Here is a 19,795-nt window from a genome sequence, read left to right on the forward strand (position 1 = left end):
TCCTTACTAGCAAAAGAAATCACCTATTTTGTCAGAATGCTGTACGGGAAATCCGTCCAGTACTTTTACAAAAGGTGATTTCTTTACATGGAATTTCTATATATATATTGATTATTCGTCAAGTCTAACTAATGCCTTTCTCAAAATCTCCACAAACCCCTCCCGATCCACATCATCCAAAACAAGCGTATTCTTCGGCTCTGGGGCAATTCTTCGAAAATCGCCATAGGTTAATCCTCGAGCGGGTGAATCATCGGTAATGACATGAATATCGGCGAAGCTGCCGTTGAACAGTTCTGGTTTTAGCAGATATACGACTGCACAGAGGTCGTGGATCGGTGAATTGATAAAGCCAAATTGTCGTCCGGATTGGTTATAAAAGGACAGTAATTCATAGGCTAGATGACTGACCTTACCTTTATTCTTTAACTGATTGATCTCAGCAGCGGCGGTCCCTTTCGCAAAACGTGATTCTACATTTTTTATTAACTATAGCACGGCTTGCCTAGAATACATTTGTTTATAAAAAATCGTTATGGCTGTTCGGGGTGTTAAACCTAATTCATCAATTAATTTCTCTGCATTATGCTTCAGCTCATCATCAATGGAAATTTGTAATTTAGCCATTGTTATTCACCCCCTCATTGTTTCTTTTATTATATCGTAAAAAAATGGATTATTACTATTTACCTGATCCTTTTAAATTTCTTTTGATTGATAATTATAGTGAAAAATAGACTATGCAGATCATCAAAAATCTGCACAGTCACTTGCTTTTCTAAAGCCTAAATTTATCTATTTTCAAGCACCTGATTCTCTTCCATCTCATCTAGGGATTTCTTTGCATAGATGTAACAGATAATCAAAATTATTGAGATCGTTAGTATTCCAGTCTCGCCCACTAAATACGGTTTGTTTTTCCCGCTAATGGATTGGTCTAATAGGATTTGAATGACGAAATTGTGTGTGAAATGGAAAAATGCCGCTGGCCAGACACTTTTTGATTTGAGACTTAAGTAAGACATCGGATAAGACATGGCAATACATTGGACCACATAGATCGGAACCTGGTACCCTATCGGAATGCTGGATACGTAGCCAGTGACTATCAGCGGCAGATGCCAGACAGCCCAGATACAGCCTGTGAAAAATGCTCCTTTACGATACCCAAAAAGCTTGAACATTTCACGATTCAAGAATCCGCGCCAGCCGATTTCTTCGCCTAAAGCAGTGATAAAAAAGATACCTATATACAGTAACAGGATTAACGGCTGACTTAAAAGAGTCCCGACTGTCTTCCCTGAAATGACGTCATTCCCCCGCATAATTAGGTAAATTCCATAGGATAAAAGGCTATATAAAAGTGGAATCCCTATGCCTACTAACACGTATTTTAGTTTAAATTTTTTTAGATTAAAGATCTTCTCGTCACGGTGGTAAAGCAGCTTAACGATTATCGCAGCAACTCCCGGACACCACATCAATAGATTTGCCATATTTATGATTTGGTAGTTGATAATAAGTACATAGAAGATTGAACTTAATGCAAAGCAGATAATCAGAAATGCAATAATTGATTTTTTAGTATCTCTCATAAACGTTTCCTTTCGGTAGTTTCAATTTTTTTTGTTAGCTGAATTGTAATATTAATCGCAACAAAGAACCCATCAAAAATTTCTAGTAAAATGAGTTTAGGATAACAAACTACTAGGAGTGATTTTGATGGGTTCACACAAAAAGCTTACACGAGATAATCGAAAATGTATAGAGACGATGATTTATGATGCCAAGAGTATTCAAGAAATAGCGGACAGAATTGGTGTTAGCCGAACAACGATTGATCGTGAGTTGAAACGAGTACCCGAAGATTTGATCTATAATGCCGACAATGCGCAATTAGATGCGGAAATGAAGCGCAGTGCCTGTGGTGCGAAGTCCAAATGGACTTCTGAATTCGCTTATCAGATTGAATGTGATCTTGAAGACAGCTGGTCCCCTGAACAAATTGCGAATGATCGTCAAATAGTTTCATTCAAAACCATTTACAATTGGCTCTATGCCGGTATTCTTAATGTGTCTAAACAGTGTCTGAGACATAAAGGCAGAAGACAAGAAAAACAAGAAGAGGCACGAGGCAAAATGACTGTAGGGCATACCATTGATGAACGCCCAGCTTCTGTGTCAACTCGAGAAGAATTTGGACATTGGGAGTTGGACACAGTTGTTTCTAGCAGAGGGGAAAGCAAAGCCTGCGAAGCAACGTTTATTGAACGGAAAACACGCTTTTATTGGGCGATCTCAATGAGGGATCGTACCGCGAAGTCAATGGCACAAGCGATTAAAGCTTTTGTGCAAGACCTAGGGAGTCACAAGGCATTTTTAAGCTTTACGGTCGACCGTGGGAAAGAGTTTTCTTGCTGGAAAGAAATTGAGAAAGATTTAGACGTACCTATGTATTTTTGTGATCCATACTCCCCATGGCAACGCGGATCTAACGAAAATGGGAATGGTTTATTTAGAGAATTCTTCCCTAAGGGAACTGATTTTTCAAAGGTACCCCCTACGGAGAAACAGGAAGCATTACGCAAGATAAATATGCGTCCTAAAAAAACATTGAACTGGAAAAATTGTTGGGAAGTCTTTCAAGAAGAAATGTTGCAATTAATTTGACAATTCAGCGTTAAAAAGTCTATAGTGTACGACTCTTCTGGTCTTTATTTCACTTTTGTTACGCAATGTCTGCGTCAGCATACAACCGTGCCCCAACGAACAATAGAAGCGCATCTAAGATGACCCAAAATAGCAGAACCATTCCTACATTCATTAAAGGAAATTCCCAAAATCTTGATAGCATGGAGAAGGCGGACAATGGATCACAAAGTGTCAGCCATTCTGCTGGAATCAGCTGATAGATTTGATAAATGACGGATGGAAAAGCGACCAAGCCGATTAAATAAATCGTAATGGTGATACTTGTTTTCTTGGTAAATACAAGCAGGCCATTTCCGATAGTGATCATTCCCATATATAACGGTGTCGATAAGATTATCTGGGCCAGAATTCTGGCGATAAAGGTTAGACTGAAGCCGCCAAATCCGAATAGAATCGTTCCTGCGACAAAACTTACTATTAAACATAGCAACGTGTAGGTCAGGCAGCATAGAAATCCGGTGATACATTTCGCGAAGAATACACTCTTGCGATCAACAAAATAGGACAAGCTGTTGCGAATGGTTCCGGTAGAATATTCCGCACCTAGTACCGCCACAGCAAAAGCTAGAATAAAGAATGGAAATAACCCGTCATCCCGCATCTGCTGAACGAATTCTGCCCCATTTCCAGGTAATGACCTCGCGGCACTGGCGGTAGATTGGACACCGACACCTCCAAGACCGCTGCTAGAGCCCAGCATGTTGACACCTGTAATGACGATAATGATCATTCCCGCCAGAAAGACGTTGCGAACCGCTGCTCCTTTTTTTATTCGAAAAATATCTGATTTAATGATATTAACCATCATTTGTGCTCCCTCAAGCTATTTCATCGATGACACTGATGAAATAGTCTTCCAAATTTATTTTTATTTCGTTTGACGAATAGATTTTTATCCCATTGGAACTTAGAAGCTCGATCACCTTTGACGTATCCTTATGGAAATCAAACAATCGAATTTCTTCGGTAGAATGAACCTCAAATTGCTTCGTATTCATCGTTGTCTGAATGATCTCGCTAGCCGTCACAGCGCTGCTCACCTTCATAGAGATATATCCTTGTGTATTTTTATCCAGCTCTTCCTTAGTAAATTCCTTCAATAGTGCTCCGTGATGAATAATGCCATATCTTGTGGCTATTTGAGTTAGCTCTGAAAGAATATGACTGGAAATTAGGATCGTAATCTTTTTTTCCTGATTCAGCTTGCTGATGATTTCTCGAAATTCGATCATTCCTGTCGGATCTAATCCATTGATTGGTTCGTCTAGGATCAATAATTCAGGATCGCCCATGATGGCAAGCGCAAGCCCTAGACGCTGCTTCATTCCAAGGGAAAACTGATTGAACCTTTTGCTTCCAGTTGCATCCAGATTAACTAATTTCAGGACCCGTTCAATCTCATTTTCGTCCGCAATCTCTCTTTGAATGCGATAATATTCCAGATTTTCTCGTGCTGTCATTTTTGGAAAAAAGGCGGGCGTCTCAATCATGGCACCAATTCTTTTTCTTGCTAGGATTAACTGTCCCTCTTCGCCGCTTCCAAAAAGTTCAAGATTGCCGCTTGTTGGATGGATCAAGGAAGTAACCAGCCGTAATAGTGTGGTTTTTCCTGCTCCGTTTTGACCAATAAATCCATAGATATCCCCTTTCTTCAACGTCATATTTATATTTTTAACGCCTGCGCCTCCAGAATAGTTTTTTACTAGATCATTTGTTTTTAAAATTGTTTCCCTCATTTTATGAGTCCCCTTCTCTTTATCTTCCTCACCCACATCCTTGAAATGCGGTGGTCTTACTATAGCGATTCAACCTATAATGAACCTTGAATTGTCTCTTTTTCCTTCATTTTGATGCAAAAAAACGCCTATTCATCCGCAGCAATGAATAGACGTTCATTTTTATAGTCCGTCGCCTGTTTATTTGGCGAAAAGATAGTTCCTTTTATTTCTGCTTTTATTCAGCTGCTTTATTCCAAAGTTATAGCCCAAAAGACATGTTAGCTGATACAACGGCAGCCAATATCGTAATAATTGGTTCACACTCCAACCAAATAGTTCATTGACGTAATATCCTTGGAAAGCACCGAGTTTTCTAAAAATAAATAACTGAAGCAGAAATAAAACATAACGTTCCATAAGGAAATGCGTAGTCCGAATTTTTCCTTTATAAAAGAAAAGAATGAAGCTGCTGATCAATAGTGCAAACAGACTAATGATCGTAATAAGCTTTGTTGAAGGTAAAAAATGTACAGCAATCAAAAATAGAAAAAATATGCTGTATTGGCAAAAAAGATTGTCTCTAATTCGTTGGAATTTTTGTTTTTCCACTCTGAGTCCGCCTTTCGTAAACAGTTTGTTGAGTGATTAGTGCCTTCAGCTATTTTCAAGTTTTGATCCACTCACTTTTACCAGCAGGATTTTTATCAAAATATTAATCGCCTCCAAGCACCTATTTTGTACGGTTGTGTCCAGAAAAAAACACGTTAACAATGATGGTGAGAATCAATGACAGTACGATGGATCGCATAAGCATTTATTTCACCTCCGTTTCTGTAATGCCTTTGATATGAGTGTTACTATACAGCGTCTATCTATAATGAACCTATAATTCAGGAGAGCATCTTAATTTTTAGGCATTGCAATGAAACAGACTCTACTCGTTGGCCTTGCTGAAAATCATTGACATCGTATCAAAATCAATTGTCCATGTTTGATTTTTCAAGAAATTATGGCCAACCATCGCATCTGATACGAAGCCGTTTGCTTGTCCTAAGCTCTCCAAGGCTCGCCACTATAATACTGTCCGATTGAGGCTTCTGACACCAATCGTCCAACGCCATAGCTGGAAACATTTACCGAGCCCACTTGAAATTTTTCGCCGTCAGTTCCTGCTAGTTGTGAGTTTACTAATTGCGGAACTGGCATTTTTAGCAGCTTCATCAACGCACCTGAAAGTATTGGCCCGTTCCCTCCTTTAGTTACTAAACCGGAATTTATCAGCATATTTAAATAGTTGTTTCGATCTACTGAGCCTTTTGTATGGAGATAATGCGTTCCTGATAATGTAAAAGGAACCTGATCGACCAACTTGTTCTTGGAAATCATTTCTTTTAGCAGTTTCTGACCAGCTTCACCTCTTAGAAACAATGTGAGTTCCCCAGTTTCATAATTGATCGTAGGAATAAATTGCTTCAAAATACCTGTTCCGATCACCGCATGAACAGCTGGAATTTCAGTGAAAATTTCTTTCCTAGTATTCGATAACGAACTGATTGTGGTGGGAACATTATTGAGCTCGATCTCGCCTAATTTTAGTGATTGTGCTTTTCCATAGGCAACCTCTCCAGAGCTTCCGCCCTCATATCTTCCTTGAAAATCAGCAAGCGATTCAATACCCAATTCAGCAGCCTTTTCCTTATCCAGCACCAACCCATCGGCACTTGTATCTATCACAGCATTCATTTTGACACCATTCACCTCGATCGGAATCACCGGAGCGGGATCTGTCGCTGTTAATGGAACTGTTACTTTTTCAACACCGTTCCAATTCATTAGATACGACTGTTCCTCACCAAAGTTTTCCATTAATTTTTGCAATGCAGATTTCTCTTCCTTTTTACTTTTCAGCTCTTTGACCTTTTGGTATTGATTTGTTTGGTAGTAAACATTCAGCAAGCCTTCCTTCGCTCGAGTGGTCAGCTCTTCTTCTTTGACCGTAAGAAGCTTTTGAAAAAGTTTTTCTGCTTGGTTATATTCTCCATGAATATAATGCAGCCGTGCAGAAAGCTCCATCGCTGCCGGAATTGGAGTTTTCGTACTTAGCAAGGGATCAACAATCTTTCTCGCATAGTCAAAATTTCCCAAAGCATACAGTGTTTGAGCATAAGCAATCTGGTTTTCTTCACTATCAGGTGAATCCTCCAGCAGCTTTTCCTGTTGTAGTAATCGATTTCCTAGTCCTTCTCTTGATACGTAATGAGTTGGATTTATCGGTGTGGAGGAAGAGGACTCGTTTGTTGCTTTATTGCCAGCCTCTTGCGCATTTTTAGTGCTGCACCCTCCAATAAAAACAGAAAAAAATGCGATATATAACACAATCGCAAGTATTTTGACTCTCATTATTCTTCCCATAGATACTTCTCCTCATTCGTTGATTTCTTTTGATGTCATAGTAGAATAAGAACCTTGATTGAAGCTTGAATTTCGAAAAAACACCCGCCAATAAATGGCGAGTGTCAATTTATGACCTGATATTATTGTAAAATGTTCGTTATTTCGAAAACTGCTTCTTTAGCGGCAGACGAATCGTAAACACTGTTGCTTCATTTACGGTACTTTCAACGTCGATTTTTCCACCGAGCTGATCAACAATACTTTGCGCAATGGATAACCCTAAACCGTAGCTTCCTTCATATTTTTGTCGAACCTCGTTTGTTCGATAGAAACGATCAAAAATCTTCGGCAGGTCTTCCTCAGCGATTCCGTCACCAGTATTTCGAAAAATAATAATCCCCTCTCGCCCTTTTGCTTCAAGGGAAACATCAAACATACCATTTTCATCCGTATACTTGCTGGCATTATCGATAAAGATATCGAAGAGTTGCTGCAATAGGACTTCATCGGTTTTGGCGGTTATTTTTGTCATATTTTTGTTGAGCGTAATCTTTTTATCTTCGAATTTCGTTTCGTAATTGGCCAACGCATTCGTCAGCAGCAGATCCAGTTGAACACTCGTAACATTCAGCTGGTCATAGCTGTTATCGGCTTTTGCAACGGCAAGCAATTTATTCACCAGCCCATTCATCCGCTTCGTTCCGCTAGAAATATTATTCAACCATTTCAACTGTTCTCTAATAGTGTCCTCTTGACTGGAATAAAGCACGTCGACATTTGTTGAAATGATACTTAACGGTGTCTTCAATTCATGAGAAGCATCGGCGATAAACTGCTTTTGCTTTTTCCAAGCCTCTTCCATCGGTCGGAGCGCACGATTCGTGAAGAAAATTATCACTAGAAAGAAGAAAATCATCAATCCAATCCCTACAACAATCAAAGTTGTTGCCAGAGAAGACAAGCTTTTCTTCGAATCGGTAATGTCTAAAAAGCGCATGAGATACGTCTCATCATTATTATCGATGACTTGTTCCTTATCCTCACTGCCATAATCAAAATTAGCAATGGCCGGAGCAACAACGTATTGCCATTCTCGTCCGTTTAGTTTAATAACGCCGCCTTCTTGGTTTTTCCAGGCATATTTTGCGGCCTTGTTATACTGCTTTTTAGACAGCTTCAAGGCGGAATCGATCATGATTGGTTTGCCGGATTTGTCTACCAGCATATTAAAATAGACGCCCGCACCCGTCACGATTCGATTAATTTCCACTGCATCATCGCTTTTCCCATCAAACGCTACTTTTCCGCCGGTGATTCGCAGCTGCTCCGCTTGATTCAGCTTTTCCTCATTATCTGATTGTTGGTTGAGATAGGTTGTAAGAAAAATGGTCGCGAAAGCCGCGATTAGGATAACTGCCACGAATCCCGTCGTCATCGCAATCAATCGTTTTCTAAACTGATTAATCATCGGCATCACCCTTCGTAAACGCTAAGCGATACCCTAAATTCCGGACAACTTTGATCTGAGTCACACTCGCTACTTGTCGTAATTTTTTTCTTAATAGCGAAACATGCATCTCCACATGATTGTACTCAGCTTCTGAATCATAGCCCCAAACCTTTTCAATGATCCGATCCTTAGAAGAAAGCTGCGGATAATTTGCTACTAGGATTTCCAAAATATTGGCTTCTTTTTTGGTTAATCCAAGCTCCGCCGTCTGGGTTTTTAAGCTTAAATTATAGGGGTTCAGTTCAAAATCACCGAAGGAAAGAATGCCATCGATCTTAAATTCGCCTCTTCGTCTGCTTAATGCCTTCAGTCGAGCCAAAAGCTCCTGATATTGGAACGGTTTGCTGAGGTAATCATCAGCGCCGCTGTTTAGTCCATCCACCCGATCATCCAATTCCCCCTTTGCCGTTAACATTAGGATCGGAATTTCGATCCCGGCTTCTCGCGCTTCTTTTAAGATCGCCAATCCGTCCTTTTTCGGAAGCATAATATCTAAAATCGCTAAATCATAGACCCCTGAAAGCAAGCAGTCTAATCCATACTCGCCTTCTTCTGCTATATCTACCAAGTAGCCTTGTTTTTTTAGTATTTGGGCGGTTGCTTCAGCTAGCATCGCCTCATCTTCAACTAGTAAAAGTTTCATTCGTCATCCTCCTTAAAACTTAGACTCTCCTCAATTATAAAGGATGAACCTCTAACGAAGCTTGAATCGCTAAAATAACACGAGTAATAAAAGCTTTCTTTACTAAAAGTATACATTCTCTCTCCTTTCTTCAGTCATTTATTTGGACTACAGCTTCATTATAGGTTTCCCGATTATAGTGAACTTATAAAAATTGAAATGAGGGCGTTTATATGAAAAACAGAAAAACCACTAATCGTTCAGCTAAATCAACTGTGTCTACCCTTCTAAGTGCAATTCCGTTCACAGTCCGAGTCGTTGTACTCACCGTATTGATCGGACTTTCAGTCGTCTCCTATAATATTGGCAAAGCGGTTACTGAAGCAAAAGCCAATAGTCAAACAGAAGTGACCTTTCCAAAGAAGAAAGCAAAAACATCCGTGGACGATGTGAAAATCCGACGGAACAACGGCAGATGGGAGTTCTCATCTGATGAAGGAATCTCGTGGTCGACAACACCTCCAGATGGTATTTATGAAGACGAAGATGGCCGCTTACGTTACAAAAGCTCAAAATCAGAAAACATCAACACTACATCCACAGAAGATACCTTTAAATTTCCCTTCAGTGATGAAAATGGAAGCAGCGTGATCATGAAACGAGAAGACGACAAATGGAAATTCTCATCTGATGGTGGGAAAACTTGGACGGAAGAAAAACCTGAAGGTGTGGAAGTCGATAAAAATGGGAAATTGACTTGGAAAAGCGAAGATGGAAAAAAAGTTTCCGAATTTGATCCAAAAGAGAATCAGTGGAAATATTCCGAAGACGGCGGGAAGACTTGGTCAGATCCGCTAAAAGAAGTAGAAGATTGGCTAGAAAACGGCTTTACGGTTCCTGTTGAAGACGGCGTTTCAATGAGAATCAAAGATGGAAAAACCCAATACTCCACAGATGGAGGGAAAACATGGACCGACGAAGCGCCTGAAGGCTTCACGGATAACATCAAATCTGTGATCACCAAGCAATCCGAGGACGGAAAAACACTCTATTCTACCGATGGCGGAAAAACTTGGTCAGAAGAAAAACCCGAGGGCTACGAGATTCCCAGTGTTCAAGATATCTTAGATTCCATCCCTGATGATCTTCTGCCAAATGATGACGAGCTGGACGAAAGCCAATCCACAGCAATTTAAAATACACAATTAAAAACGTGTTCGCACCCTTATTGAAGTAAATGAGTGCGAACACGTTTTTTATCTAATTTGGAAAATCAACTTACTAGCAAATTCTATTGCGTTTCATCCACGAATCCTTTGAAGAACCCTTTTTAGACGTATCAAAGGCCTTGCTTTCATCAAATTACTGATAGAATCCGTTGTACAATACTGGCTACAGACAGGCCATTTTGATGGAGAAGTTCTTCGGCGTTATAACGGTCATGAAATTTTTTGTCTACACCATAGTTCATTACTTTTATTTCTCGATCACCAAGATAGCTGGCTACGTTTTGACCGTACCCACCTTCTAAGATGCCGTCCTCCAGTGTGACAACTAGTTTGTGGTCTTTTTCTAAAGAGTCCAGTAAGAGCTTATCCAAACCAGAAATAAATTTTGGATTGATTATTGTTGCTTTGATACCATGAGTCTTGTTTAATTCGTCAGCAATGTTGACCGCTCGCTCGTAGAAATTTCCTAAGCCGAATAGTGCTACCTGCGATCCTTTTTGTGTTACTTCATTTTTATTAAGCTGTCCATAATCGGTAGTATCTGCTACTCCGCTCTCTTTTAACTCTCCCACTGGAACGCGAATCGCAACAGGATGATCGTTTTGCTCAATTGACCAATCCAACATCGCTAAATATTCTTCCTTGTTCGTTGGTGCCAAATAAACAATATTTGGAATATGGCTTAAGAATGGGATATCAAAAATCCCTAAGTGGCTTTCATCATTCATTCCGTTAATTGATGCGCTAAAGACTAATATCGTACCCGGCAGATTATTTAAGGCCAAGTCATGAGAAATTTGGTCATAGCTTCGCTGCATGAAGGTTGAAAATACCGCCCAGATCGGTTTTGCACCATTTTGCGCCAAACCAGCAGTCATAGTCACCGCATGTTCTTCAGCAATTCCAACATCTACAAATTGTTTACCTATTTCTTCCCGCTGTTCTTGAGAAAACAGCATCATTGGAGTTCCGCCGTTTATCGTGATAACTTTAGGATCGGCTGCCATTTTTTTCATTAGAAAATTGGCTGTTTCATTATTGTACGTTTGACCAGAGCCTCCCGCTGACAAATATTCTCCTGTCTCTAAACTGAATGGCCCTCCAGCATGAAAGGCTTCGCGATTCTCCTCAGCAAACTTGAAGCCGTACCCTTTAATCGTGTGCACATGAAGGACGACATGGTGTTGAATATCTTTTATTTTTTCAAATAAACCAATCAGTTCGTTCAAATCATTGCCATCAGCTAAATAATGGTACTCGAATCCCAAGGCCTTAAAGAAATTGTCCTTCGCTTGTCCATTGGACTCTCTCAGTTTTTGAAGGTTCTGATAAAGGCCTCCATGATTCTCCGCAATTGATTGTTCATTGTCGTTTACAATCACGATCGTATTGGTCGCTTGTTCAACAATATTGTTCAACCCTTCATAGGCGAGTCCGCCAGATAATGAACCATCTCCAATGATCGCAATGACATTATCGTCCTCACCCTTTAAATCACGCGCTTTAGCAACACCATTTGCTAAGGAAAGTGACGTGGAAGTGTGTCCAATTGAAAAAAGATCATGCTCACTTTCTTGCGGATTCGTATATCCTGATACATCATCATAGTGAGCAGCATCTGTAAACGCTGTTCTCCTACCAGTCAGCATTTTATGAACATAGGATTGATGAGACACATCGAAAATAAATTTATCCTTTGGTGAGTTAAATACATAATGCAGCGCAATCGTCATCTCGACTACACCTAAATTAGGTCCATTATGACCACCATGCTGACTAACTTTTTCTAGTAAGCCCTCTCTTACCTCAGTAACAAGCTCTGACAACTCTTCTGTAGACATTTTCTTTAAATCTTTTGGATTATTAATCTTCTCTAATAGCACTGTATTCCTCCATCTATCTCATTGTTGAAAATGTTCGATTGAACTTCCAAAATGAAAAATTCATTGTTTATCACTAGAAGAACTCTAAAACGTCCTCTTTGATAATGTTCAACTATTCTAGCACCTAAAGTTAGGTTTAGGTCAAATCATTTTTTACTTAGAAAGATTTTTTTTCGTCAACAACAGATACATTCAACGAATGAAATAATCACCAAGAAAGTTCATTCGTGATTTGACAAGCTAATAACTATTAGCTAAACTTAAGCTAACGACTATTAGCCAAGGAGAAAAAATGATGAAACAAACTACCAAAGAAAAGATCGTCACAGAAGCTGCTCGCCTCTTCGCTCAAAAAGGGTACGGCGCGGTCAGTGTAGACGAGATCGCTAAAGCAGTTGGGATCAAGGCCCCTTCTTTATATAAGCACTACAAAAATAAGCAAGAGATCTTTGATGCGGTCTTAACAGAAATGAATACCCGGTATGAGAAAAATATGGCGGCAGTGCAGATGGATGGCCGCAATAGCCGTGCGGATGCCGCGTTGTTTGATGGGCTATCAGAGGAACAGCTCGTATCACTGGGTAAAAAACTGTTTGACTTCTTTTTACATGATGATTATGCGGTAAACTTTCGTAAATTGCTGACGATCGAACAATTTCAAGATAATGAACTGGCAGCTATGTATACTAAGCAATACGCGGATGATCCTTTAACCTATCAAGGAATGCTATTTGCCCTGCTGATTCAAGCAGGAGTGATTCGGGATGGCGATCCGCAAATTATGGCGTTGCAATTTTATGCACCAATCTACCTTTTACTGTCGATCTGTGATCGTCATCCCGAAAGAGAGATGGAAGTCGTAAAAATGCTGGAGCAACATATCCGTCATTTTCATGCCTTGTATCAGATCGGAGCTGAAAAAAATGACTAAAAAACGAGCGTTGATTCAATGGCTGGGATTATTAGGCATGGTCAGTCTTTTGTCCTACACGGCGGCTGTCTTGTTCAGCCCACTGGCATATCCAGGATATGACTGGATGGCACAGGCAGTCAGTGATTTAAGCGCGGATAATTCTCCTTCACGAATCGTGTGGAACCAGCTGTCCTCTCTTTCGGGAATAGGCAGTGTCGTATCGAGTATGATGGTCTGTGTCTTTATTCAAGGGAAGCTGACCAAATCTTTACGCATAGGAATTTATTTATTTGCGGCCATGATGTGGCTATCAGCTGTAGGCTATACAATGTTTCCATTAACTGACAGCGGTTTTGCGGGGACCTTTCAGGACATTATGCATGTAGTTGTGACCGTATTGGTGGTTGTGCTGTCGATCGCCTCCCTGTTCATCCTGATCATCAGCGGTTTTCGTTCCAAAAAATATACTCCATTAGCAACCTGGGCGACGATTGCACTCTTCTTTATGATTGCTGGAGCTATCGGAATCAATGTCGTTCCTATCCAGTATTTCGGCATTCCTGAGCGGTTCAGTGTTTTTGCGGCAATGGGCTTCAATAGTGTTTTAGGAGTTTATCTGTTTCGAGGATTTTCTAAAGAATACACTCAAATTGAGCACTAGGGAACAAGCAAAAACATTGATGGCTTTGTTATGATTTTTCTAAATACAATACGAGAAGAGGACACCATCATGACAAGAATAGCCGATATCATGCTAAAACAGTTACCAGAGCAGCCTATGCTGACGCTTCGTAAAACAATCAACTTTTTCGAAGACTACGCGAATTTTATGGGAGAGGCCATTAACTCGATCCTTCAGCTGATCGAAGAAAACAACGCCTTACCAAGCAGCGGTCCAATCGTCTGTTTCCACAATATTGATTTAGAAAAATTGGATGTCGAGATCGGCTTTACTACACCAAGAGTATTTGAGGGTAAAGATGAAATTAAATCTTTGACCCAGCCAATCCGCACGATTGCTCTAACTATCGATCGAGGTCCTTATGAGAAACAAGACCCAACATTGGAGACGCTCATGAAATGGATACCTGACCATGGCTATGAAGCCGTTGGCGGTATTTATTATCACTATTTAAACAATGAGGAACAGCCAGAAAATGAGTATCTAACTGAGATGTCGATTCCTGTTGAGAAAATGAGTTAGTCTGTGTACAAAGACTAAACTTAAAAAACATGCGAAAAAAATGCATTGGATACCTCACAAAATGTTTAATGCAGATAAGCACGACGATTTTAATATAGGAGATATTTAGATAATTTACCAACAAAAGCCTTAACAGTCATCTATTAAGATTGACTGTTAAGGCTTTTTTCACACTATTGAATAATCTCCGTATAGCGTTGATAATAACTCTTCAGTTCGTCTGAAAGCGTAGTGTCTGTAAATAATTTATCGATTTTCCGCAAGTCATAGAACGTATAAAAATCGCTGTGATCAAATTTGTTCGCATTGGACACTAGGCATTTTTCTGCTGCGTTATCTAGTACAATTTTCTGCAACGTTCCCTCTTCAATACTAAAATTAGAAACTTCTGATCCTTTGAGTCCATTTGCTCCAACAAAAGCCTTTTTGATTCCAATTTTTTGGACGGATGCGTTAGCGATCGAACCAACGAACGCTCCAGTTTTTTCTCGATATAGACCGCCAATTAAATAGAGTTCAAAACGTTTTGTTTTATTTAACAGTGTAAAAACTGGCAAACTATTTGTAACGATCCGTAAAGAGGAGGGCTCGATATATTGTGTCATCAATTCAATGGTTGTGCCAGGTCCCAGAAAAATCGTGTCATCCCGTTCTGTGATATGAGATGCCGCTTTTTTCGCAATATGCTCCTTCTCTGCTGTATACAATTTCTTTTTTTCACTGTGGGAGAGTTCGAGGGCGTCATCAAAAGCTGCTTCTTTTGGTAGATCAAGTTTTCGAGCCCCGCCGCGGAACCGTATCAGCTTATTTTCCAATGAGAGCTCTTCTAAATCCCGCCGAACGGTCATATCCGAAACATCCAGTTCAGATTGGATAAATTTGACCGTAATCGATTCGTATCGATCACACAGCATTAGAATTGAACGATGCCGTTCTGCCTTCAACATGTGTATACCTCCGCTAATGTTGTCTATCGCTAAGAATTGCGACGAAGCAATTTACTGAAGTTTTTCAAGTACCTTCTAAAAAACTCGTACGCTGTTCCATTAGATTTCTGCTAAAACAAAATCTACGGCCCCCTTCGGATCACGGGTCAATTTAATATATTCGGCACCTTTGGTCGCTACGACCTTAACTCCGACTTTTTCTGCGTCCTTTTGAATGTCAGCCAGATACGAATTTACTTGAGGCGCCAGAACAATTAGGTCAAAGTTTTTCATAATATCATAATGCGACCCATAAGCGCCTGCTTGGGCTTGGATATTGGCGCCCGTCTCCTTTGCGCCTTCTTCAAGTGCATTGGCTAACATAGCGCTTGTTCCAGCTCCCGCACACAGAACTAAGACGCGTTTCCCGTCACTTAGTTTCTCTAACGTATCTTCCGACAGCGCCTCGACTATTCCGCCTCCTGATTCTGCAACTATTTCTCCGACTTCCGATTTTACTTCTTCCAGCTGCGCATTCTTACTTTCTTCCTCTAACAGGACAGCATCATAAGCTTTGATAAACGGCAGATAAATGACCGAGTCCACCGCAATTAAGATCAACGCAAGGACAACCGCTAACACACTGACTCCCGTTCCCAAAACAAGGCCAATCGGTGCAGGCGTTGCCCAAGGTAAGACATACATGAAACTGTTCATACTTAGAACATCAACAAAGAACTTGAAAATCCAAACATTGACGATTGGCGCCAGTAAAAACGGAATAAAGAAATACGGATTCAAAATCATGGGTGCCGCAAACAATAACGGCTCGTTCACTGCAAAAATAACAGGAACAAAGGAGGCCTTTCCGACAGCCTTCAGCTGTTTTGAACGAGCGAACAGCATGAATAGAAATGGCACCACCAATGTTGCCCCAGTTCCCCCCATCGTTCCGACAAAGTTTCCCATACCAACAGTCAATACCTTCGAAGCCTGTTCGCCATTTTGGAAAAGCATCAGATTCGTTTCAACATTCGCGTAAATAATAGCAGCAATCGCCGGCTCCACGATCGATGGCCCATGCACACCAACAAACCAGAATAATGCCATCGCACCCCAAATGATCGCAATTCCTAAATACCCATCCGCCGCGGTGAACAGCGGCTGCAATGCGCTGATTGCTGTATGCGCAAAAGAACCATGAAAGACATTCCGGAATAGTAGATCAATCAAAACTGCTCCGAACACAGCGAAGGAAAAAGGAATTACATCACGAAACATTTGTGAGATTGTTCCCGGAACCTCCTTTGGCATCCGAATCGTAATATCCCGCTTCACACAGAATTTATAGACATTGACCGTCAGAAATGCAGCGACAAAGGAAGCCAATAATCCCTTCGTTCCCACAAAATCACTGGCAAAACCGCCATCGATCTGCTCCACACTCAACATCATGAAGCCCGCGATTGATGCCAGCATGACTGATACTTCATTGATGGATTTCCCATTCTCTAGTCTGCGGTTCATGGAACCAGCTAAGCAGCGGGCGGTAGTTGCCGCTACCAGTAACCCAACGATTCCCATCGAATAACCATAGACCTTCCATAGCCAAGTCGATACTGCTTCTGGCAAAGCAACCCCGAATACCTCGGGGATCGCCGCAATCATGATAAAAATACTAGAAAATAAAATGGCCGGCATCGCTGTTAGAAAACCATCACGGATGGCGCCTAAGTAGATATTCCTCGATATTTTTTCGAAAAAGGGTTTGCCCTTTTCAATTTGCTTGATAATTGCATTCATAGCCGTTACTCTCCTTTACACTTGAAATTTATCTTTGTAAAGCTCAATAAAATCCTGCACCAAGTCTCTCAGTAATAAGGTGGTCATCAAATGGTCCTGACCATGGATAAAAATAAAACCGATATCTAAATTGCTGCCGGCTGCCTCATCCGCAAGTATCTGCGTTTGCGAATTATGTGCCAGCTTTAAATTTTCGTCCGCATCCTTTAACGCTTCATCAACATGTTCGAAATTTCCTTGACGAACCTCACCTAATAGCTTCATCAATGTACTTCTAGCATCACCTGAATAGGCGACAATTTCAAAGCCAAGCATTTGTAATTCTTCTTTGTTCATAAGTTTCTCCTCCTGCACCAATGTATCCCTTGTCAATTCAACCGCTGAGTTGGGAAGAAATTCTTTACTAATTTCTTCCGCAGCAAGTTAAATAATGGTTTTCGTTTCACTAACAAATTTGTACCAATAAGCAGACTCTTTCGGATAGCGCTCCTGTGTCTCGAAATCTACATAAAATAGTCCGTAGCGTTTGTTATACCCATTCGTCCATGAGAACATATCCATCAATGACCATAAAAAGTAGCCCTCCACATTGACGCCATCTTCAATCGCATCACTAAGCGCACCCAAATATTGACGAAGATAGTCGATCCGCGGCGTATCCATGATGATTCCATCTTCAAAATCATCCTTATAGCCCATGCCATTTTCTGTAATATATATCTTTTTGTAATGTGGGTAGTCCTGCTTGATCCGCATCAATAAGTCATACAGTCCTTGTGGGTAGATCAGCCAATCCCAATCTGTTCTTGGAATATCGTCGCGATATACCCGTTCGGCAATCCCATTCACGCGATAGACAGAGGTACCTTTATCCCCGGTGCCGTTATGGTAAATCTCGTTCGGTCCTTGATAAGCCTTGCAAAAATGACTGTGGTAATGATTGATCCCCAGAAAATCATTTCGCTGAGAGGCCTTTTCCATTTCTACATAATCTTCTTCCAAAAACTCATACGTCGCATCCTGTGCCTCACAAATTTCATCCAAAGCACTTAACAGCTCATCACTATAGCGACCAAGATAAGTCGCTTCTAATAAAAAGCGGATCGACAAAGCGTCTTCTAAAAAGGCCGCATGTTTGTCCGCTTCAGAATCTGAATTTGCGTACTTTGTCTCCAGTGAGTGAACGACGCCGATTTCGCCAGGATAGCCATTCTCCTTGAAGATATTCACTGTTTTCGCATGGGCCACCATCATATTGTGGAGACACATAATGATTTTGGTGAAATCAAACTTGATCCCCGGTGGAAAAACACCCAGCAAATATTGATTCGTCGCCACTGGATAGATCTCGTTAAACGTGCTCCAATACTCGACTTCGGTAAACTCTTCAAAACAGAATTTTGCATAATTCGCAAATGCATCAATGTTGTCTCGATTCAAAAAATCATCCTGATCAAATAGCATCTTCGGTGTATCAAAATGATGCAATGTGACGAAGGGAATCACATTGTGCGCCTTACATTGCTTGAAAATATCGTGGTAATAAGCAATGCCTTCCGGGTTCGGCCCCCCTGTTCCCTCTGGGAAAATGCGACTCCACGCGATTGATAACCGCAAACCATTCACACCGAATTTTTCACATAGCTCGATGTCTACTGGATACTGATGATAGAAATCACTAGCAGGATCAGGGCTGAAACGTCCTTGCGTTTCCAAAAATTCGTCCCAAGCAACCGCACCCTTTCTGCCTTCCTTCGTTGCGCCTTCACACTGATATGCAGCAGTCGCTCCGCCAAAAATAAAATGTTCTGGTAATTTTTTCATGCTCTTATCCTCCATTTAAAGTAATCGTTGAATATGAATCGTAAAATAAACCTGTTCACTGGCATTTAACTTTAATCCTATCGTCTCATTAATGATCTGATACATTCCCTCCGCCACACTGTAGGCTTCCGGATAATCTCGTTTTAAATCCGCTTCCAATTTTTTTGCAAATTCATCAACTTCTACTTCTTCCGTTCGTTCCAACATGTAACGCAGATGAATCATTAGGCGATCATAAAAATTTTGCGTTTTTTCTGTTCGAACAATATTCCTTTTCCGCAGGTACTCCTCAATAATTTCTAGCACCCGCTTCTGATCATCATAAAAATCTGGCGGAGAAGTCACCGGTTCCGGCGTTTTCCCCTGTGCATTGATGAAATGAATACTAATGTTTTTAAGCTCATCCTCTGGAAACGCAATATCCAACCGTTCTTTGATAATTCTCAGAGCATCTTCAGCAATTTGATACTCTGTCGGATATTGCTCACTGATATCAGGCAAAAGACTATTTTGATACTCGCCTTTTACCAAACGTTTATAATTCCAATAAATATGGTCGGTCAACGTGACGTAAATATACTCCTGCACCGAATATTGATATTTCTTGACGGCATTCTCGATGACTTCATAAGCTGTCGTGATAAAATCCAGCGGCACATCTTTTAGTAAGAAAGAAAAATTTTGCTTTGATTCTTCACTTTTCAATACAAAGAGATTTTGGATCGAATCCTCCGACAGCAAATCTCCCTTTTTCTTTTGAAAAACGAGTCCCTTTCCCATCGCTATCGCCTGTTCATTGTTTTTCTTTACGATGGCGATATTATTGTTTAACACCTGTACTACCCTGTACACCTTTCCTCACCTCTTTCGACGAAAAAAAACCGCAAACAACCGATTGGCGATCAATCAGTTACCTGCGGTTTTTGCCTAATTCAATAGTAACAATCCACTAATATTCAAATTTCAACATTATAATAGCATCATCCCACTCAATTGTAAACACTTTCAAACAAAAATGTTTAAATTTTTTCGAACTGAGCAATCGGACTGTTCTTTC

Annotated in this window: 21 protein-coding genes; 5 read left to right on the forward strand and 16 right to left on the reverse strand. The window is 40.6% G+C overall.

The annotated features are described in order from the left end of the window. Nucleotides 1-111: 111 nt before the first annotated feature. From IGI38_RS14385 to IGI38_RS14395, 3 genes are all read right to left on the reverse strand, one after another. On the reverse strand, nt 112-486 hold the full coding sequence (locus IGI38_RS14385) for a nucleoside hydrolase (RefSeq protein ID WP_438733382.1): 375 nt from the start codon (nt 484-486) through the stop codon (nt 112-114). A 3-nt stretch (nt 487-489) separates the two neighbouring features. Beyond that, nucleotides 490-627, reverse strand: a complete 138-nt coding sequence (locus tag IGI38_RS14390; RefSeq protein ID WP_438731822.1) for a type II toxin-antitoxin system RelB/DinJ family antitoxin — start codon at nt 625-627, stop codon at nt 490-492. A 164-nt stretch (nt 628-791) separates the two neighbouring features. Next, nucleotides 792-1,595: a CPBP family intramembrane glutamic endopeptidase gene (locus IGI38_RS14395; RefSeq protein ID WP_438731824.1), complete on the reverse strand. Its 804-nt coding sequence runs from the start codon at nt 1,593-1,595 to the stop codon at nt 792-794. A gap of 127 nt (nt 1,596-1,722) precedes the next feature. Between IGI38_RS14395 and IGI38_RS14400 the strand changes: the two genes are divergently transcribed. Continuing rightward, nucleotides 1,723-2,670, forward strand: a complete 948-nt coding sequence (locus tag IGI38_RS14400) for an IS30 family transposase (RefSeq protein ID WP_438725454.1) — start codon at nt 1,723-1,725, stop codon at nt 2,668-2,670. Nucleotides 2,671-2,728: 58 nt separating this feature from the next. Here the strand turns inward: IGI38_RS14400 and IGI38_RS14405 are convergent, their stop codons facing one another. The 7 genes from IGI38_RS14405 to IGI38_RS14435 form a co-directional block, all read right to left on the reverse strand. After that, entirely contained in the window at nt 2,729-3,517 is a 789-nt protein-coding gene (locus IGI38_RS14405) for an ABC transporter permease subunit (protein WP_438731827.1), read from the reverse strand. 13 nt (nt 3,518-3,530) lie between these two features. Continuing rightward, complete coding sequence (locus IGI38_RS14410; RefSeq protein WP_438731829.1) at nt 3,531-4,448, reverse strand: ATP-binding cassette domain-containing protein; 918 nt, start codon at nt 4,446-4,448, stop codon at nt 3,531-3,533. Nucleotides 4,449-4,628: 180 nt separating this feature from the next. Beyond that, nucleotides 4,629-5,039: a hypothetical protein gene (locus IGI38_RS14415; protein WP_438731832.1), complete on the reverse strand. Its 411-nt coding sequence runs from the start codon at nt 5,037-5,039 to the stop codon at nt 4,629-4,631. A 325-nt stretch (nt 5,040-5,364) separates the two neighbouring features. Continuing rightward, entirely contained in the window at nt 5,365-5,493 is a 129-nt protein-coding gene (locus tag IGI38_RS14420; protein ID WP_438731835.1) for a hypothetical protein, read from the reverse strand. Continuing rightward, a complete protein-coding gene (locus tag IGI38_RS14425; protein ID WP_438731837.1) occupies nt 5,481-6,842 on the reverse strand; it encodes a retroviral-like aspartic protease family protein in 1,362 nt (453 codons plus the stop codon). Before IGI38_RS14425 ends, IGI38_RS14420 begins: the two co-directional genes overlap by 13 nt. A 139-nt stretch (nt 6,843-6,981) precedes the next feature. Then, nucleotides 6,982-8,292 carry a sensor histidine kinase gene (locus IGI38_RS14430; protein ID WP_438731840.1) on the reverse strand — a complete coding sequence of 437 codons (1,311 nt, stop codon included), beginning with the start codon at nt 8,290-8,292 and terminating at the stop codon, nt 6,982-6,984. After that, nucleotides 8,285-8,977, reverse strand: coding sequence for a response regulator transcription factor (locus tag IGI38_RS14435; RefSeq protein ID WP_438731842.1), 693 nt, complete (start codon nt 8,975-8,977; stop codon nt 8,285-8,287). The genes IGI38_RS14430 and IGI38_RS14435 overlap by 8 nt, the downstream gene beginning before the upstream one ends. A gap of 212 nt (nt 8,978-9,189) precedes the next feature. Between IGI38_RS14435 and IGI38_RS14440 the strand changes: the two genes are divergently transcribed. Further along, on the forward strand, nt 9,190-10,152 hold the full coding sequence (locus IGI38_RS14440) for a sialidase family protein (protein ID WP_438731844.1): 963 nt from the start codon (nt 9,190-9,192) through the stop codon (nt 10,150-10,152). Between the two features lie 161 nt (nt 10,153-10,313). Here the strand turns inward: IGI38_RS14440 and IGI38_RS14445 are convergent, their stop codons facing one another. Beyond that, complete coding sequence (locus IGI38_RS14445) at nt 10,314-12,068, reverse strand: 1-deoxy-D-xylulose-5-phosphate synthase (protein WP_438731847.1); 1,755 nt, start codon at nt 12,066-12,068, stop codon at nt 10,314-10,316. A gap of 295 nt (nt 12,069-12,363) precedes the next feature. Here IGI38_RS14445 and IGI38_RS14450 point away from each other — a divergent pair, with 295 nt between their 5' ends. From IGI38_RS14450 to IGI38_RS14460, 3 genes are all read left to right on the forward strand, one after another. Continuing rightward, nucleotides 12,364-12,999: a TetR/AcrR family transcriptional regulator gene (locus IGI38_RS14450; protein ID WP_438731850.1), complete on the forward strand. Its 636-nt coding sequence runs from the start codon at nt 12,364-12,366 to the stop codon at nt 12,997-12,999. Beyond that, nucleotides 12,992-13,642 (forward strand): DUF998 domain-containing protein, encoded by a 651-nt coding sequence (locus IGI38_RS14455; protein ID WP_438731853.1) that lies wholly within the window; start codon nt 12,992-12,994, stop codon nt 13,640-13,642. Before IGI38_RS14450 ends, IGI38_RS14455 begins: the two co-directional genes overlap by 8 nt. 69 nt (nt 13,643-13,711) lie before the next feature. Next, the gene (locus IGI38_RS14460) at nt 13,712-14,185 is read left to right on the forward strand and encodes a GyrI-like domain-containing protein (protein ID WP_438731855.1); all 474 of its coding nucleotides are present in this window, start codon (nt 13,712-13,714) and stop codon (nt 14,183-14,185) included. Nucleotides 14,186-14,358: 173 nt separating this feature from the next. Here the strand turns inward: IGI38_RS14460 and IGI38_RS14465 are convergent, their stop codons facing one another. The 5 genes from IGI38_RS14465 to IGI38_RS14485 form a co-directional block, all read right to left on the reverse strand. Further along, nucleotides 14,359-15,132: a DeoR/GlpR family DNA-binding transcription regulator gene (locus IGI38_RS14465; protein ID WP_438731858.1), complete on the reverse strand. Its 774-nt coding sequence runs from the start codon at nt 15,130-15,132 to the stop codon at nt 14,359-14,361. A 99-nt stretch (nt 15,133-15,231) separates the two neighbouring features. After that, nucleotides 15,232-16,914, reverse strand: a complete 1,683-nt coding sequence (locus tag IGI38_RS14470) for a PTS lactose transporter subunit IIBC (protein WP_438731861.1) — start codon at nt 16,912-16,914, stop codon at nt 15,232-15,234. Between the two features lie 15 nt (nt 16,915-16,929). Continuing rightward, complete coding sequence (locus IGI38_RS14475) at nt 16,930-17,250, reverse strand: PTS lactose/cellobiose transporter subunit IIA (protein WP_438731863.1); 321 nt, start codon at nt 17,248-17,250, stop codon at nt 16,930-16,932. Between the two features lie 87 nt (nt 17,251-17,337). After that, nucleotides 17,338-18,738, reverse strand: coding sequence for a 6-phospho-beta-galactosidase (gene lacG, locus IGI38_RS14480; protein WP_438731866.1), 1,401 nt, complete (start codon nt 18,736-18,738; stop codon nt 17,338-17,340). A 15-nt stretch (nt 18,739-18,753) separates the two neighbouring features. Continuing rightward, a complete protein-coding gene (locus IGI38_RS14485; RefSeq protein WP_438731869.1) occupies nt 18,754-19,590 on the reverse strand; it encodes a PRD domain-containing protein in 837 nt (278 codons plus the stop codon). Between the last annotated feature and the right edge of the window lie 205 nt (nt 19,591-19,795).

Origin of the sequence: Enterococcus sp. AZ128 (genome assembly GCF_051714485.1) — a bacterium.
GTDB lineage: Bacteria > Bacillota > Bacilli > Lactobacillales > Enterococcaceae > Enterococcus_A.

Bases quoted from the DNA above. Each gene is read 5' to 3' on its own strand.
- lacG (WP_438731866.1), bottom strand. From the start codon at position 18,738: ATGAAAAAATTACCAGAACATTTTATTTTTGGCGGAGCGACTGCTGCA.
- IGI38_RS14435 (WP_438731842.1), bottom strand. From the start codon at position 8,977: ATGAAACTTTTACTAGTTGAAGATGAGGCGATGCTAGCTGAAGCAACC.
- IGI38_RS14440 (WP_438731844.1), top strand. From the start codon at position 9,190: ATGAAAAACAGAAAAACCACTAATCGTTCAGCTAAATCAACTGTGTCT.
- IGI38_RS14465 (WP_438731858.1), bottom strand. From the start codon at position 15,132: ATGTTGAAGGCAGAACGGCATCGTTCAATTCTAATGCTGTGTGATCGA.
- IGI38_RS14395 (WP_438731824.1), bottom strand. From the start codon at position 1,595: ATGAGAGATACTAAAAAATCAATTATTGCATTTCTGATTATCTGCTTT.
- IGI38_RS14455 (WP_438731853.1), top strand. From the start codon at position 12,992: ATGACTAAAAAACGAGCGTTGATTCAATGGCTGGGATTATTAGGCATG.
- IGI38_RS14470 (WP_438731861.1), bottom strand. From the start codon at position 16,914: ATGAATGCAATTATCAAGCAAATTGAAAAGGGCAAACCCTTTTTCGAA.
- IGI38_RS14430 (WP_438731840.1), bottom strand. From the start codon at position 8,292: ATGATTAATCAGTTTAGAAAACGATTGATTGCGATGACGACGGGATTC.
- IGI38_RS14410 (WP_438731829.1), bottom strand. From the start codon at position 4,448: ATGAGGGAAACAATTTTAAAAACAAATGATCTAGTAAAAAACTATTCT.
- IGI38_RS14460 (WP_438731855.1), top strand. From the start codon at position 13,712: ATGACAAGAATAGCCGATATCATGCTAAAACAGTTACCAGAGCAGCCT.
- IGI38_RS14450 (WP_438731850.1), top strand. From the start codon at position 12,364: ATGAAACAAACTACCAAAGAAAAGATCGTCACAGAAGCTGCTCGCCTC.
- IGI38_RS14425 (WP_438731837.1), bottom strand. From the start codon at position 6,842: ATGGGAAGAATAATGAGAGTCAAAATACTTGCGATTGTGTTATATATC.
- IGI38_RS14405 (WP_438731827.1), bottom strand. From the start codon at position 3,517: ATGGTTAATATCATTAAATCAGATATTTTTCGAATAAAAAAAGGAGCA.
- IGI38_RS14400 (WP_438725454.1), top strand. From the start codon at position 1,723: ATGGGTTCACACAAAAAGCTTACACGAGATAATCGAAAATGTATAGAG.
- IGI38_RS14390 (WP_438731822.1), bottom strand. From the start codon at position 627: ATGGCTAAATTACAAATTTCCATTGATGATGAGCTGAAGCATAATGCA.
- IGI38_RS14475 (WP_438731863.1), bottom strand. From the start codon at position 17,250: ATGAACAAAGAAGAATTACAAATGCTTGGCTTTGAAATTGTCGCCTAT.